Annotated in this window: 11 protein-coding genes; 4 read left to right on the forward strand and 7 right to left on the reverse strand. The window is 38.6% G+C overall.

All coding sequences use genetic code 11. The features are described from left to right. Positions 1-4: 4 nt before the first annotated feature. The 5 genes from ABFX33_RS20710 to ABFX33_RS20730 all read right to left on the reverse strand — a co-directional run bounded on the left by ABFX33_RS20710 (position 5) and on the right by ABFX33_RS20730 (position 9,860). Entirely contained in the window at positions 5-3,043 is a 3,039-nt protein-coding gene (locus ABFX33_RS20710; RefSeq protein WP_346087972.1) for a tetratricopeptide repeat protein, read from the reverse strand. Positions 3,044-3,435: 392 nt separating this feature from the next. Then, positions 3,436-4,374, reverse strand: a complete 939-nt coding sequence (locus ABFX33_RS20715) for an aspartate carbamoyltransferase catalytic subunit (protein WP_120260066.1) — start codon at positions 4,372-4,374, stop codon at positions 3,436-3,438. A gap of 98 nt (positions 4,375-4,472) precedes the next feature. Further along, positions 4,473-5,036, reverse strand: coding sequence for a bifunctional pyr operon transcriptional regulator/uracil phosphoribosyltransferase PyrR (gene pyrR, locus ABFX33_RS20720; protein ID WP_120260067.1), 564 nt, complete (start codon positions 5,034-5,036; stop codon positions 4,473-4,475). 281 nt (positions 5,037-5,317) lie between these two features. Beyond that, positions 5,318-6,709, reverse strand: a complete 1,392-nt coding sequence (locus ABFX33_RS20725) for an APC family permease (protein WP_346087974.1) — start codon at positions 6,707-6,709, stop codon at positions 5,318-5,320. A 136-nt stretch (positions 6,710-6,845) separates the two neighbouring features. Continuing rightward, a complete protein-coding gene (locus ABFX33_RS20730) occupies positions 6,846-9,860 on the reverse strand; it encodes a glycosyltransferase family 117 protein (protein ID WP_346087976.1) in 3,015 nt (1,004 codons plus the stop codon). Positions 9,861-10,658: 798 nt separating this feature from the next. Between ABFX33_RS20730 and ABFX33_RS20735 the strand changes: the two genes are divergently transcribed. From ABFX33_RS20735 to pth, 3 genes are all read left to right on the forward strand, one after another. After that, positions 10,659-11,615, forward strand: coding sequence for a ribose-phosphate pyrophosphokinase (locus ABFX33_RS20735; RefSeq protein ID WP_104383969.1), 957 nt, complete (start codon positions 10,659-10,661; stop codon positions 11,613-11,615). Between the two features lie 397 nt (positions 11,616-12,012). After that, entirely contained in the window at positions 12,013-12,609 is a 597-nt protein-coding gene (locus tag ABFX33_RS20740) for a 50S ribosomal protein L25 (RefSeq protein WP_346087977.1), read from the forward strand. 77 nt (positions 12,610-12,686) lie between these two features. Then, positions 12,687-13,250: an aminoacyl-tRNA hydrolase gene (pth, locus tag ABFX33_RS20745; RefSeq protein WP_104383967.1), complete on the forward strand. Its 564-nt coding sequence runs from the start codon at positions 12,687-12,689 to the stop codon at positions 13,248-13,250. A 48-nt stretch (positions 13,251-13,298) separates the two neighbouring features. On the opposite strand, the gene ABFX33_RS20750 is transcribed toward pth, so the two are convergent. Together ABFX33_RS20750 and ABFX33_RS20755 are read right to left on the reverse strand one after the other, a co-directional pair. After that, positions 13,299-15,383, reverse strand: a complete 2,085-nt coding sequence (locus tag ABFX33_RS20750) for a M56 family metallopeptidase (protein ID WP_346087978.1) — start codon at positions 15,381-15,383, stop codon at positions 13,299-13,301. Positions 15,384-15,387: 4 nt separating this feature from the next. Next, entirely contained in the window at positions 15,388-15,750 is a 363-nt protein-coding gene (locus ABFX33_RS20755) for a BlaI/MecI/CopY family transcriptional regulator (protein ID WP_120260072.1), read from the reverse strand. A 317-nt stretch (positions 15,751-16,067) separates the two neighbouring features. Here ABFX33_RS20755 and ABFX33_RS20760 point away from each other — a divergent pair, with 317 nt between their 5' ends. Further along, positions 16,068-17,438 carry a hypothetical protein gene (locus ABFX33_RS20760; RefSeq protein ID WP_346087979.1) on the forward strand — a complete coding sequence of 457 codons (1,371 nt, stop codon included), beginning with the start codon at positions 16,068-16,070 and terminating at the stop codon, positions 17,436-17,438. Positions 17,439-17,441 lie beyond the last annotated feature (3 nt).

Consider the following 17,441-nt stretch of genomic DNA (forward strand, 5'->3'; position numbering starts at 1 on the left):
TATCCTATTTCTTTTTGTTGTTCAATTTATTTAGACGCTCTTTTGCCGCAGGCAAAATATCATCTTTCGCATCGTAATTATCCACAATTGATTCAAGTGTTGCTTTCGCTTGGAATGCATCGCCTTTACCAGCATAGGCATCTGCCATTGTGATAAAGCTTTTTGCCACCCAATATTCATAAGAAGAGAAATTGTCAGACAAATCCATTGCCGTTTTGATACAGGCATCGTATTGTTTGTTCTCTAATTGAATGACAGCAACATTGTATTTCGCTTCAGCACCAAATACGGTACGGCTCTTCAAAGCAGCTAAGCTAAACTCTTTCATAGCCTCCGTTTTTTTGTTCTGCTTGATATAGCATTTACCAGCATATAAAAACGCATTAGCAATCTCCTCTTCAGAAGACTTTTCGTAATTCTTAACAGCGTTGGTATAATTTAAAGCTTCCTTATAATCTCCAATTTGGTAATAGGAAACCATCAGGTTATTGATCGCAAAACCATAATTAGACTTATATTCAGAAGTCAGCTCCAGTTTTTTCAACAACTGAGTTGCCTCATTATATTTTTTTTGTTTCAAATATAAATTTGATACCGAAATCAATGTACGTTCAGTATAAGGAGAAGTCCAGTCATTCAAGATAATATTGTAATCGTGTAAGGCATCTTCTGTATTTCCCAATGCTGCATTACTTTCTGCACGCACAAAACGCGCATATTTTTCTTGGTTTGGTTTCGGAAACTTATCGAAATACGCATTTACAGCTTCTACAGCGCCTTGGTAATTTCCACGGGAGAATAAGGTTGTTGCTGTCGAGAACGAACGTGAATCTTGCTCAGATTTCGAAACGTCACCCAAATTTGTTCCTGTTGCATATTTGATATATCCAGTCGCATCCCCTTTATCCAGATAGATATTCTCGATCGAGCGCATGGCCTGTCTTGCCTCGTCTGTAGATGCATATTGGTCAACGACACGTTGGAATGTTGCTAGCGCAGCATCATTATTATCCTGGTTATATTGAACCAAACCAATTGTTACCAAAGCACGTGGCACATAACTGCTTCGTGGGTATTTTTCCACCATCGATTGAAGTCCAGAAATTGCCTGATCGCTCTCACCCATTAAGAAACGAGTATAAGGAATTTCAAAAGCAATATCATCCGCATAATTCGAGCTCGGAAATTGTGCGATGACAGCATTCAATGTTGAGATCTTACCATTATTATCTCCCTGTAATCCTTGGATAACACCACGTTGGAACAAGGCATAATCTTGGCTTGGTGCTTTTGAAGAGATCAGCTTATTATATTCCGTCAAGGCTCTACCATAGTTTTTAGAAGAGAAATAAGAGTCACCCAGACGCGCGATCGCATCATTACGGGTATTGATCTCTAAACCTTTTGAACCACCCGAGGCCAAGAAACGTTCAAAATAATTCGCTGCTGTATTGTAGTTTCCATTACGGAAAGCGGCATAGGCTAAAGCATAATTTGCGTAACCGTATACATCTGTTTTATTTGCACCTGGCAAACGTAAGAACTTATTGAAGTTTGTTACTGCTTCACCATATTTACGCACCTCATACATCGCTTCAGCTTTCCAATAGGTCGCCAAGGCGTAGATTTCTTCATCATAACGGTGCTGTTCAGAACGCAGGAACAAAGAAATTGCATTTTCAAAAGCACGCTCGTTATAAAACTCCAAACCTCTGTAATACGTTACTTTTTGGTAAGCAGCATTTGCTTCTTTACCGCGTTTTGGAATAGACTCCAAGATATCGACCGCCTCACGGTAATTTTTCGTACTTAACAAGACTTCTGCCAATAAGGTTTTTGCCTCCTCTTGACGTTTCGATTTTGGATAAGTTTTTAGATATTCCTGTGTAGAAGCCAGAGCAACTTGGTGGAACTCCAATTCGTAAGAAAGCTTTGCGTAGTTGAACAAACCCTCTTCTTTCATGGCTGGATCAAAGTCCAGTTTTGATGCTCTAAAGAAGGCATTACGTGCAGACTGTTTGTTCCCTTTTTTCAAGAAGCTATCCCCCAAGGTAATCATAGCAGATTGGTAATAAGCATCAGGCTCTGTCATTTTTTCCAGTTCCGTAATTGCCTTATCGTAATCCTTTAATTTATAAGCGATATAACCGATCTGATAACTATCTTGGTTATTCTGAGTCTTGCCTTGATCTTGTGCCTGGAATTTATCGTAATAATCTTTTGATGTTTTTAGGTCACCTTTAATAAAGTAGGTTGCGGCGATAATACGAAACATCTCAGTCTCATTTTCCTGCTTGGTGCGCGACAAGATTGGCAATGCGTAGTCCAATACATCATCGTAGCGTTTATCTAAGAAATATAGCGCCGTAATGTAGTAAGGATAACTGTTTTCGAATTGTTTGGAACCATTCAAACGCTCAAATTCATTTAAAGCAGTTTTGTACTCTGCATCTAAATAACATAAATAAGCAAAGTAGTAGATTGATGCCTCCTGAAATTCAGTTTTCTGATCTTTTAATCCCTCAAATAATGGTTTTGCTGTCTTATAATCTTTTGTCATAAAAGAAGCATAACCTAATTTAAAGCGATATTCTACATTCTCTTTACCAGCAAGGTTTTTACTATCGATCTTTGTAAACCACTCAATCGCTTTCACATAATCTTTTTTGGCATAATATGATTTACCGATCTGAAAATAAGCAGCTTTAGAATTGGCGCTAACAGGGAAATCTTGAATATATTTTAGGAAACGATTTTCAGCATTTGACTCGCCCAATTCCAGGGCGCAAACAGCTTGATAATACCGTACATTTTCCTTTAATAAAGATAGCTCTTCTGTCTCATCCAATTGTAGATTGGATTTCGTCCGTAAGGCCTCTACACGATCAAATTGCGCTGACGCAGAACCAAATTTCCCACGTTCATACAATTCCATTCCTGTTTTGTAAGCCTTGTTGATTTGTTGCCATTCTGTCTGTTGCGCTAATGCTGGCGTCGCCATAACGGTTAGTGCAACTCCCACCTGGTAAATCTTCTTATACATAATATGTGAAACCTAAATATGTTATTTATCTGCAAATGTAAATGAATCTCCTTTCAAACCCTGATAAATTTGCCCTGAAATATAAATTTATCGCCTACTCCGCCGCCATTTAAAGCTTTAAGATCAGTCAAAATTTATTGAAAATCAGTTCAAATCTCTGCAATCCTGGGAGATAGTTTTATTCATTTTACTAAATTATACTTTAATTGAGCTATTTTACACAAAAGTTATTAACATCTGTGAATAATCCAGTATTATAACGGAAATTTTGCACAAAAAATATGCCCGACCAAAAATAAAGTCAGGCATAATATTGTCGATTGAAGAATCATTCGATTTGGTTATTCCGCATCGATGACTCTGCCTTATCGGCTCCGCTATTGAAACACCAATTAACCGCGTTGTCCAGCCAATAGGTACAATACTGCCATGCGGACAGCAACTCCATTTTCAACCTGATCTAAGATAATGGAATGCTCACTATCGGCTACATCCGAAGTGATTTCAACCCCACGGTTGATTGGTCCGGGGTGCATAATTGTAATGGGTTTTTCTAAGGAATCCAAAATTTCCTTATTTAAGCCATATAGCATGGAATATTCTCTTAGCGAGGGAAAATAGGCAATATCTTGTCGTTCCAATTGGATACGCAACATATTTGCAACATCGCACCAATTCAATGCTTTTCTCAAATCGTGCTCAACCTTTACACCTAAAGAAGTGATATGCTTTGGAATAAGGGTGGTCGGTCCACAGACCATGACTTCTGCCCCCTGTTTTTGAAGACACAGAATATTAGATAGCGCAACCCTTGAATGCGTAATATCACCGATAATAGCAACTTTACGCCCAGCAACATCACCAAAACGCTCGCGTATGGAAAAAGAGTCCAACAAAGCTTGCGTAGGGTGCTCATGTGCCCCATCGCCTGCATTCACAATTTGAGCATCGACATGTTTACTTAAAAACACACCAGCCCCAGCATAAGGATGTCGCATCACGATCATATCAACCTTCATAGCGAGAATATTATTGACTGTATCGATCAATGTCTCGCCTTTACTCACAGATGAAGATGAAGCTGCAAAATTAACGATATCTGCAGATAGTCTTTTTTCAGCAAGTTCGAAAGAAAGCCGCGTACGTGTTGAATTTTCAAAAAACACATTGGCAATGGTGATATCGCGTAAAGAAGGGACCTTTTTGATGGGTCTATTTAATACTTCTTTGAAATTACTCGCGGTATCCAGAATCAATTGGATATCTTTCTCATTTAGATCTTTGATTCCCAATAAATGGCGAGTACTTAATTGTTCTACTGCAGATGACATTTTATAGTATATTCAAGTATTTACTAATCATTTTTTAATCGGACGGTTCGTTCCCAAAGGCCAATTAGAACCTTCAGCCATTTTTACTGAACTTGCTCCTAATCATTACCCGAAGTTTTTTTCTCCGTGACCAAGATAATGCTATCCTGATCGTCAGATTCCTTCCAATTCACAATCACTTTCTGTGAATCTATAGAATCAACTTGTATTCCAATATAATCGGGTTGAATCGGAATCTGTCTAGAGAATCGACGATCGACCAAAACAAGCAGTTCAATTCTTCTTGCCCTTCCAAATGCCTGTACAGCATCCATCGCCGCCCGAATGGTACGTCCTGTCCATAAGACATCATCAATAAAAATGACATCTTTACCTTCTACAATAAAATTGATATTTGTGCTATTTGCTAACAACGGACCAGCATTACCTTTTGTACGGAAATCATCGCGATAGAATGTAATATCCAGATCACCGACCAAGATCGGTTTTTCGATCATGCGTTCAAGTTCTTTGACAATACGTTTAGCTAAGAAAGTTCCTCTTGGTTGAATACCTATGACGACAGCATTTGAAAAATCACCGTGATTCTCAATCAATTGACGACATAGTCTTTGAATGGTGATTTGAAATTTTGGTCCGTCTAATAAAATCGACTGTTTCATTATGGGAATGTTTGAGCAAAGCTACACTTTTTTTGACAAAAAACACGGTTTATACGCCAATTAATTTCAATATTTCAATTCTCCACAGGAGAATTAATAAGCACTAAAGCAACGTGCCATTAGCGCGATTGAGTTACTCCACAGACATCCCTTCCAGAACAATCCAGCTTTTTTTTCCGCCCTTGACCTATTCGTCCGTTTTCTTTTGATTACCCTACACAAAAAAAAGAATGTCCCCTCAGTCGCCACTAGCATATAGCCCCTATTAACAGCAGCCCCTTTTAATCATTCTTTTTATTGCCTCGTGCAAAATAATACACAGGCAATCCAATCAATACCAATATAAAACCTGGCCAGGTATACTGTGGTTTATAGATAATGAGTAGTACACAAAATACAGTACCAATCAGGAGATAGATAATCGGTGTTAAGGGGAATAAAAATGTCTTATACGAACGTTCGATTTCAGGCTTTCGAACACGTTGAATAATAACTCCCAATACCGTAATCATATAGAATATCACAATAACGAAAGAGATCATATCCAACAGATTACCATATTGACCGCTTAAACAAAGTAAGGAAGCCCATATCCCCTGCAACCATAGCGATCTAGCCGGCACATCAAATTTGTTATTAGGAATAGCCTGTTTCAGGAATAAGCCATCTTTGGCCATCGTCTGAAAAACTCGCGCTCCTGACAGCGCAAGACCATTGACGCAGCCAAACGTTGATATCATCACCAAAATGGCCATTGCAATCGTACCAGTATGCCCCAGCATCTTTTCAGCCGCTGCAATAGCCACGCGATCATTTGTCGCAAAAGCGATCTCTTCGCGGCTCAATGCAGAAAGATAAATGTAATTACAACAGATATACAAAATCATAACAAGACTGGTTCCGATGACAAGCGCACGAACCACATTGCGCTGCGGATTCACAATCTCGCCAGACACAAAAGTCACGTTCTCCCAGGCAACACTGCTAAATACAGAACCGACCATAGCTGCGGCCAACGCCCCCATTAAAGCACCACCGGAAATCCCCATCCAGCCCTCACCTTTCAAATTTTGAAAAGCATCCCAGCTATAAGCCATATTTTCCGAAAAATGATTCTCCTTAATGAGAAACAAGCCTCCTATGATCAATAAAACCAATGCAATAATCTTTGCTGATGTAAAGAAAGATTGTACCGACTTACCACTTTTTATTCCGCGGGTATTGATATACGTCAACAAGAGAATCACGCCCATAGCCAACACCTGTATCCAGGTAATCTTAAACTCTCCACGTTGAAATATTGGTGCGGCATCATTCAATTGGGGGATTAAGTAAGCCGTAAACTTCCCAAAGGCAACGGCAACCGCTGCGATTGTGCCAGTCTGTATAACAGTAAATAAACTCCAACCATATAAAAAACCTATCGGTTTCCCGAAAACTTCCGTGAGATATGTATACTGTCCACCTGCTTTGGGATACATGGAAGAAAGCTCACCATAGCAAATCGCGGCCGCCACCGTAGCAACCGCCGTCAACAACCATACGATTGCCAACCAGTATCCTGAGCCCAGTTGCCGCATCATATCACTCGACACAATAAAGATCCCACTTCCGATCATCGAGCCCATGACCAGCATAATCGCATCCCACAATTTCAGTTGACGTTTCATCATAATATCAGGTTGGTTTTATGCCGTTAAGCTAAGAAAAAATAATCAAAAAAAGAGCTGTCCTTTTTATATGCTTTTCAAATTAAATTTTGAGCAACATACAAAAAGGACAGCTCTTTATAAAACAGGGCTTGAACGATTATTCTACACCATATTGTTGTTTATAAGACTTCTCCAGCTCCGTCACTTGTTGTAGCAACTGCTTCTCCGAAGTCGATGCCAGAATGCTCTTATATGCACCCAAAGCACGTAGTGCTGTTCCGATATTTGAATATTCCAGTTCCGCTTTCGTTTGTGCAATATCCTGATACCAACGCATATTTTGTGTCATAAATTTCAGATTGCGATTGACAATCTCATTTGCACGTTTATTCTCACCAGTTTCATACAATACGTTAATGATTGGAATATAGCCCAAAATATCACGCATCAAGTACACACGTTTTGGCATTTTCTCATACGTCTCAACAGCTATTTTACGCGCTTCATCTTTATGACCTTCCATCATTAACTGTGTTGCCGTTCCTCCCATCACGGTATTGGTGATCATGGTGATCATTCGATAGGATTCAGGGTCTAAATAAGAGGCATTCGCCATGTTACCCCATTGATATTTCGTAGTAATATCTTTGAATGCAGATTGTGTATCCACCAAGGTTCCCTCTGCTCCTGCAGGAGTTGCAATAGGCATCAAACGCAAGGCAAAACCTTCTTGTACTAAATATTTATCCAATCCAAGATAGTTGTCATTTGGAACAGTCGCAGCAAAATAAATCGGACGTTTCCAGTTATTATTGAGCAGCACATTCAGCATAGACAACTCCGCTCTAGTAATGTAATTTTTATTATACGTCCAACTCATCGTATCCACAATAGATTCCTGCCATGCTTTTGGAACAACACTATTTTTTAACACCGCTTCTCTATCCACCGGAAGGCTAAAATTTTTAGTCGGCAAGAAGTTCTCAAATTTACCACCACGCAATTCCAATTTATTCTTTTGATCATCAGACAACAAGATCTGCATGACCAAATCAAGATCCACATGACCCGGCACTTTCATATCTTGATAATAGAGTATCTCACGAACACCTTTTTTGAACTTTTCGTTATCAATATTGATCGGTAAGCCATCTGCCTGATTTACCTTTTGTTTCATCTGACGCATATACCAATCAGAACTCAACAAACTTAAATTGACGACCCGAACATCCGGACGATAATTTTCAACTTCTTGCACATACCACAATGGGTAGGTGTCGTTATCACCATAGGTAAATAAAATTGCATTTGGTGCACAGGAAGCCAAGTAGTTTTTCGCCAAATCACGTGCGGTTGTTTTCTCTGAACGATCGTGATCATCCCAGTTTTGGAAGGCCAATAATAGAGGAGCACCCAACAAACAAGCAGCTGTCGCTATCCCTGCAGCTATCTTCCCATCAACCTTTTTGCCTAGGTAATCCGCAATGGCAAATACCCCCAGACCAATCCATATCGCAAAGGCATAGAATGAACCTGCATACGCATAATCACGTTCACGTGGCTGAAGCGGGCTTTGATTCAAGTACAATACAATCGCTAGACCAGTGAAGAAGAATAATAAGCCCACAATACCAGCATCTCGTTGTCTTTTACCAAAATGCCAGAATGCACCAATCAAACCAATAATCAAAGGCAAAAAATAATATTTATTGTTTGAAGGATCTGTTTTCAATGAGTCTGGAATAGCATTTTGTCCGCCCACATGCATCTGGTCTACAGGTTTAGCCCCTGAGATCCAGTTCCCCTCAGTGAAGGAACCCTGTCCTTGTTGGTCATTTTGACGTCCGGCAAAATTCCAAAGAAAATAACGACCGTACATGTGTCCGATCTGATAGCTAAAGAAGAACTTTAAGTTATCCCCAAATGTTGGCGATTGTCCTTCAGGAATCTTTAGGTAATCGCGATAATAATCTATATGATTTTGGTCTCTTGAGCTATAAACACGAGGAAATAACATGGTCTTATCGTATTTATAATTCATACCATTCTCTACTTTCGTGTATTTATCACTGTCTTTTCGATAAGTATAAGTTGCCTCAGCATCCACCACTTGAGCATCAAAGGTTGGCCCACTTAATAGTGGTTCACTAGTATATTGCTCCCGCCCCAAATAACTGACAAATGAAAACGCGTTATCTGGATCACTATTATTTAAGGTAGGGTTTGCTTTGGCACGTACCATGATCATTGCAAAGGAACTATAACCGAAGATAATAAATGCTGTACTGATTAAGATCAGGTTCAACATCGGTTTTACTTTTTTGACCGAGTACCAAATACCATAAACAAAAAGAGCAATTACCAATATAAAAAACAGATTAAATCCGGTTCCAAAACCCATGCCTAGACTATTCACAAAGAACAAGTCAAAATATGCGGCAGCTTTGACTGTATATTGGATGATACCCCATAAAATTAAGGCCAGCACAACCACACCGATCAAGAATGCTTTCGTTGCTCCCGAAGAAGTTACTGTTTTAGAGCGTTTAAAATAAATTACCAAGGCTATAGCAGGGATCACAAGTAAGTTCAATAAGTGAACCCCAATTGATAGTCCCATCACATAGGCTATAAAGATCAACCAACGGTCAGAACCAGCTTCATCTGCATGGTTTTCCCATTTTAATATCCCCCAAAAGACAACAGCCGTACAAAGCGAAGACATCGCATACACCTCAGATTCAACCGCGGAAAACCAAAATGTATCCGTAAATGCATAAGCCAATGCGCCGACAGCACCTGAACCAAATATTTTGATCAAGTCAGCTGAAGTATAGGACTCGCCAACTCCTTTTGCAACGACCTTCTTTGCTAGCGCTGTGATCGTCCAGAACAAAAATAAGATTGTCAGACCACTACATACAGCAGATCCCACATTCATCCAAAAAGCGATCCGTGTTACATCACCTCCAGCAAGATTTGAGAAGATGTTTTGAATCATTAAGAATAAAGGTGCCCCTGGCTGGTGCACAATTTGAAGTTTAAAGGCTGAGGCGATAAACTCACCGCAGTCCCACCAACTCGTCGATCGTTCGGCAGTCATGACATATGCTACTGTTGCAATGAGCGCACATATCCATCCTAAAAGATTGTTGATTTTAGTATAGTTCATAAAATGATAACTGTAAAAGTATTATAATACGGCTCGAAAATAAGGATAAGTTAATAAGAAATGAACTTTATTCTGATTTTTTAACACATATTGATTGAAAAAATTTCATTATGCGATGCAATATTGGCTGTAAAGAAAGCAGCACAAAGGCATTCATGCGCTTGACTAGACTAATACCGGTACAAAAAAGCCGCAAGCATGAAGTAAATTTTAGGGCAAAACAAAAATTATTTATTTGAAAATCAAGCCCAATGCACTTTACAGTACATTTTTATTTGCAGAAACAAGAATAGTCCGTATATTTGCATCATCAAATGTGAACGACATCATCACGATAACGAACACTTTGAATTGTTTGTCCGATAGTATAAGGGTAGTACAACAGTTTTTGGTTCTGTTTGTCTTGGTTCGAATCCAGGTCGGACAACAAACAATAGAAAAGGCTTGCAATCGCAGGCCTTTTCTGCGTTATATGCAAGGCTTATTTTTTATAAAAGGTTTAGATTTTTTTTAATTTGAATTTTGATTTTTAAAACAAATCTCTATCTTTGCGTCGTCAAAAGAAAAAAGACGGAAACGTTCACTTCTGAAAGACATTGTCCGATAGTATAAGGGTAGTACGACAGTTTTTGGTTCTGTTTGTCTTGGTTCGAATCCAGGTCGGACAACTTTTAAAGTTAAGAGTATATGGATTGTGCAAACAATCCATTTTTTTTAATGTTTAACTTTAAAAAATATTAGGGAATAAAAATATTGAATAAACGACAATACAATAACCCAACATAAATATACAAAACCATGCCTTTGCAATTCAACACGGTTAAATTATTTGCAGGTTCTGGCACTACAGAACTAGCCGAGAAAATCGCACAATCTTACGGGAAACCTCTAGGAGACAAAACATTATCGCGTTTTAGCGACGGTGAGATTCAACCATTCTACAATGAATCTGTTCGTGGAGCCGATGTATTTATCATCCAATCTACCAACCAACCTACCGACAATCTTTTTGAATTATTGTTGATGACTGATGCTGCAAAGAGAGCCTCAGCGCACTACATCACTGCAGTGGTCCCTTATTTCGGTTTCGCAAGACAAGATCGAAAAGACAAACCAAGAGTTGCTATTGGCGCCAAAATGATTGCCAATCTTTTGACTGCAGCCGGAATTCACCGTATCATGACGATGGATTTACACGCTGCACAGATCCAAGGATTTTTCGATATCCCTGTTGATCACCTAGATGGCTCCATTATTTTTGTTCCTTACATCAAATCCTTAAAACTTCCAAACTTGACAATTGCTTCACCTGACATGGGTGGATCGTACAGAGCGCGTACTTTTGCTAAATTCTTCAATGCAGAAGTTATCATCTGTGACAAACGTCGTAAACGTGCAAATGAAATCGAGTCGATGTCTATCATTGGGGATGTAACGGGTCAAGATGTTGTATTGATCGACGATATCTGCGATACTGCAGGTACACTTTCTAAAGCCGCTGCTTTGATCATGGAGAATGGTGCAAGATCTGTAAGAGCAGTTTGTACACACGCGGTGTTATCGGGTAAGGCCTATGAAACAATTGAAAATTCGGTATTGTCAGAAATGATTGTGACAGACACCATTCAATTGGATCCGGAAAAAGCAAAACAATCAACAAAAATCAAAGTGTTGTCTACGGCTGATTTGTTCGCAAAAGCAATCACTAGCGTCAACCAACATACATCTATCTCAGATTTATTTGACGTTGAATAGTCTTTTTTAGTATAGCGTATTAAGATATTAGTATTTAGACTCTGGTATGGTAAGCCTACGGCTGAAATACTGGAGTCTTTTTTAGTATTAAGTATTGAGATATGAGTATTTAGATCCTGGTATGGTAAGCCGGAGGCTAGAAAGTTTGTTTTTTATTCTTGTCCCACACAATAGCCTCTTAAAACAAGCATCTAAGGACAACCAAGATTACAATTCAACAGCCCCTCCTCAAATTAATATAATAACCGTTCACCACGTTATCCCCAAGATTTGTTTCAAGTCGGCAACTTACAAAATAGCATAAGGGATCTTAGTCCCTCAATATCAGCAGCTATTTTTTTGATAATACCAAAAATTAAACTATCTTTGCACCTCAAAATTTATAAAAAATTAAAAGATGAAATCAATTGCTATTAGCGGTTCTGTAAGACAGAACGTAGGGAAAAGAGATGCGAAAGAGTTACGCTACCAAGGTTTAGTACCAGCAGTACTTTACGGAGGTAAGGAACAAACTGCTCTTGCTGTATCCGCAGCTGATTTGAAACCAGTTCTTTACACTGCTGATGTTGTAATCGTAGAATTAAACATTGACGGTCAAACAAAAAGAGCTATCGTTCAAGACGCACAATTCCACCCATTAACTGACCTAGTTACTCACGTTGACTTTTTAGAATTATTTGATGATAAAGAAGTATCATTAAATATTCCTATCAAATTAACTGGAACATCTCCAGGTGTTAAAATGGGGGGTAAATTAGTTCAAAAATTGCGTAATTTACGTGTAAAAGCATTACCTGCTAACTTACCACAAGAAATTGAAGTACCAATGGAATCATTAGAAGTTGGTAAATCATACCGTGTGGCTCAAGTTCAATTAGAAAATGCAAAAGTATTGAACAACTCTGACGATACAATCGTTTCAGTTATCATGTCTCGTGCATTGCGTCAAGCTGAACAAGAAGCAGCTAAAGCAGCTAAAGGTGGTAAAAAATAATCTGAACAAGATTTTTATACTACAGAAAGCACCGAAATTCGGTGCTTTTTTGTTTATTAAATTTTTATTTTTGCAACATGAATTATCTTATCGTTGGATTGGGCAATATCGGCAGCGAATACGCCGACACACGACATAACATTGGCTTTATGGTTGCAGACGAATTGGTCAAACAGGCCGGTGCAAGCTTTTCTTTATTGAAATTAGCCTACTACAGTGAATTTAAACAGAGAGGGCACAATGTAACCGTCATCAAACCGACCACCTATATGAACCTCAGTGGCAAAGCGGTTAATTATTATATGCAACAATGTAAAGTGCCTATTCAAAATGTATTGGTGATTGTTGATGACCTCGCGATTCCATTTGGTTCTCTACGTATGAAACCCAAAGGCAGCAGTGCTGGCCACAATGGGCTTAAATCCATCGAACAGCTTTGCGGAGGACAGGTTTACCCGCGTCTACGCTTTGGTATCGGAGATAATTACCCCAAAGGTAGACAGGTCGACTATGTCCTTGGCCCATTTGACAAAGATGAGCAAGCTGAACTGCCTGCGCTAATAGATCATTCTGTCAAAATGATCCAAAGTTTTGTCAATATCGGCATCGAGCTGACCATGACAAACCTGAATACAAAATAAAAGGGACATCAGTCCCTTTTATTTTATTCCACCAAAATATTATGGTTACTACCCTTTGGCAGCTTCAGCACGTTTTCTTTCGGCATCAAGCTCAGTCTTGATTGTTTTCTTTATCTTGACGTCCAAACTTTCGCCCTTATCATCTGTTTCTTTTAATTGAGCGGCATTCTTCTTCGTAGTGATAATAATAACTCCATTCCCCCCTGCAGCACCGTATAAAGCTGTAGCATTTTGATCTTTAAGAATCGAAATCGATTGAATATCCGAGGCATTCAAATCATCTATGTCTATTAGCTGCACCTGACCGTCCACAATAAATAATGGCTTTTCCTTTCCTGATAACCCACGGAGTCGAACAGCATCTTTACCTACGATAAGTTCGGAAGTCACTGAATGCGTCACTCCTCTACCAGTAAACGTAGTTGCTTTGCCTTGACTCCCATCTGTTTTGGATTTCCCCTCAAATGTTACCGTCTTAACATCCTGCTTGTCTTCATTCGCTTTATAAAAGGCAGCAAGTGGCAGAGTCTCTCCTACTTTATTTTCAGACTTGAGTTCCTTAGCAACTTTACTGACCTTATCCGGATTTTCCCTAGCCCATTTTTTTGTGGTCACTTCAATAACACCATTTTTCCCTTCACGTCCATATTTTACCATAGCTGAAGCATCCTTTAAAACATTAATACTTTCAATATTATTGGGATCAACACCCTTCATATCCTCAGAACTCATCTTAACCCCATCAATCACATACAAAACATCAACAGGATACTTTATCGTATGGGATTTTGTTGTACCAACGGAGTCCTGCTTAACTTGAAAACCCACCACCTTGCCCTGAAGGTTATTTTCAGATTTTTTTGTGGCATTTCCGGCTTTAGTCGTAAGCAACACAACACCTTTTTCTCCTTTTTCTCCATAGATTGCTGTAGCTGACTTGTCTTTCAATACAGTTATTGATTCTATTCGTTCCTGAGCAACTGCATCCAGTTCCTTTTTGCTAACAACTACCCCATCCAACACAAATAATGGATTTCCAATTACGGCAGAAGTACCTCTCAGTCTCAGAGAACCAATCTGATCGCTTAATAAATCAGTTGTATTCTTTGATCGGCTTGTATCGATCTTCACCGTATCCGTCCCCATAACCTCTTTCAATAACTTTCCTGCTTCGCCAGCCATCTTCACTGACAACGTGGAATCCCGCTGTTGATCGTCCAATTTAAGAAGCGTAGTTTCATTAGCCTTTTCAACAACCCCTTCTATGCTGCCCTCCGCTTTGCTTACAGTAAATGCTGCCCCCATTAGTAAGAATATAGGCAAAAGGAAGGCATATTTACTCAGTTCTATCTTGGATGATCTTTTCTTATTCATCATCATAATGCGACGTTTTAATAGTTTAAAATTAAATTGATTGCTCAACCCTATTGAAGTGCCCTTTTTGGACACATTCAACAGGCTATATTGGTACGTCTGTTTGTCAATTCCTTTATTGAGCACCTGTTGATCAGTCAGAAACTCCAAATTTTGGCGAATGGCCCTGCGCATGAACCAGACGAAAGGATTGTACCAACAACACACCAATATCATTTCAAACAATAAAATATCCAAGCTGTGAAGGCCTTTCACATGGATATCCTCATGCTTAAAAATATCTTTCAGTTCAGCATCCATATGCTGCCCTTTATTGACATAGATTTTATTTAAAAACGAAAATGGAACAATAGGAATAAACACATTCCGAAAAAAATATGTTTTCCATTGATCCGCAGTGGAATGAAAATGAATCCTCAATAAACTCAATAATTGAAATAGGAACTTCAGCAATAACAACACTGCCCCCAAAATAAACACCATCTCCACCAATCCCGCCAATGTAAGCTTTTCTTGAACCTCTTGTTCCTCTATATAAAATGAAATCTGCTCACCGACCAAGCCCATGTCTAACCCACGCTGTACAAACAATGATTTTAAATCCAAAAAAGGGTAAATAAAAGCAAATAATCCGCCTATTAAAAAATAGCCTCTATTTAATGAATAGAATGTCAAACCCTTCAATAGCCCTACATAACCTAAGTAGATTATGCTCAACAACAGATTGACTTGTATGATATAGGTCAGTAGATTTTCCATTGTATTAAGATTTGTTGTTTTTGATCATATCCATGATCTCCTTAAGTTCGCCCTCAGTCAGCTTTTCCTCTTTCACGAAAAAAGAAACCATCTCTTTGTAAGAATTCTTGAAATAATCACCCACAAAAGAATTCATAAACTTAGCTTTATAATCCTGCTCACTGACCATAGGCTCATAACGTTTTGCATTAGCATAACGCACCGCTTTCACAAAGTCCTTACGCTCCAAATTCTTTACTGTCGAGGCCAGTGTCGTATAAGGCATTTTCTCGCCCTTGACATTATCTAAGATCTCTTTAATAAAACCTCCATTTAGGCTCCAGATAGATTGCATTGCCTGCTCTTCTTGTGCTGTTAACTTTTCCATGTCTTAATCTTTCTTTACTATTCTTTCACCAATCTACGAATAATTCGTAAATATCAAAAATATATTTTTATTTATCATGTAACCTATCTAAGCGGGTCATAGCCCAAATATTCTTTGTAACATTACAATCGCTATCATTTCTCGACGTATTTAAAATCAGTCCCATCGAATATAAGTTGACTGGCCGAAAATTTGCTATTCCTTATTTATTATTTATAACTTTCACCTGTAAATCATATTCTTCCAATACACAAATTCCATCTTGGTAGAAATGATATTTTAAACAGCGGTAATTCAAAACAAATACAACAAGATAAATGGCCAAAAGCATCAAAGCGATCAAATGTCCTCATTGTGGCAGCATAAAAGTCAGCACAATACGCCCCGACTATTACAAATGTGACAGTTGTGGAACGGAGTTTTTCTTAGATAGCGATGATATCAATATCAATCACAATTACAACTATCCGCGCAACAACCCGGATCAGTATAAACCAATACGTATCGTATTATTTGCTGTTGTGGGCTTTATTGCCCTCATGTTTTTAATCGGAGCCTTAAGTGCCATTTTTTCTAAAAAACCTGAACCGAATTATTCGACCTATAGTTCGTCCAACACTGCCGACAAAAAAGAAGAAGCCATTACCCTGGAATGGAATTATGCCTCAAACGAATTATTTTTGGATAAAAACAATATTCCCCATATTGTCGTGGTGGGCAATGTCCGGAATTCAAAAGCAAGATTTGACGAAGGCAAAGACAATAAAGTCTATATCGGATTATTTGACCCTAAAACTGGTAAAAAGGAATGGATAAAACAATTGATGGATACTCCCGTCGAATTATCGAGTAGCGACGTTAAATTACAGGTCTTTGAAGACCAAAACCTATACATCATCGTCAAATCCAAGTATATCTATCAATTGGACAGAAATAGCCTAACCTACAAAAGTGTTCTTGAAAATTATGTCAAAGATGCACCATCACTCAGCACGGGCATTGCCAAAGTTGAATTTAAATACGAAGATTATGGATCTTCCTATCAAATTATAAACAATGAAGGGCAAAATCTTGCCTATTACCCTTTAATCAATAAATCTATACCGGATAAGCAACTTTACGATGAAAGAAGGAAAAAACTTCCCAATCCAACGACAAAAACGGAATTCACTTTTTCAAGTAAATCCAGTTATTACCCCGAGGAAAAAATTCAGTTAATCCAATACAGTTACCAATATCAATATGGATTTCCCAAAGATAGTCCGCGCTTTTCCTGGGATAAAGATTATGGCGGATCAGGCATTTTTACCGACCGCGATCCTTACAAAAAGGTACTGATCAATCCTTGGCAATTTAAAGGAGCCCGTCTGATTAGCTTTAAAGATTTCACACCGGGAAGACTCTATTTTGAACCTGTCGTGCTTGCTCAGAATGACAAAACACTTTTGATTGCATACAAACCAACACCAGCGGAAGATGATCCTCTACAAATCCAACTATTGGATATTTCTACTGGTGCTATACAGAAAACAATCAGCACAGAACTTAAATCCATTTATGGAAATGGCTCCCTGCTCAAAGATGGTTTTATTGTCAAAGGTTCAAGCGACTATTACTATTTTGATAATAGCGGAAAACAAATCAATAAATTCGAAGGGTATAATCCCAAATTCGACTCATTAAATTAAACA

Origin of the sequence: Sphingobacterium ginsenosidimutans (assembly GCF_039536865.1) — a bacterium.
In the GTDB taxonomy this organism is placed as follows: Bacteria; Bacteroidota; Bacteroidia; order Sphingobacteriales; family Sphingobacteriaceae; genus Sphingobacterium; species Sphingobacterium detergens.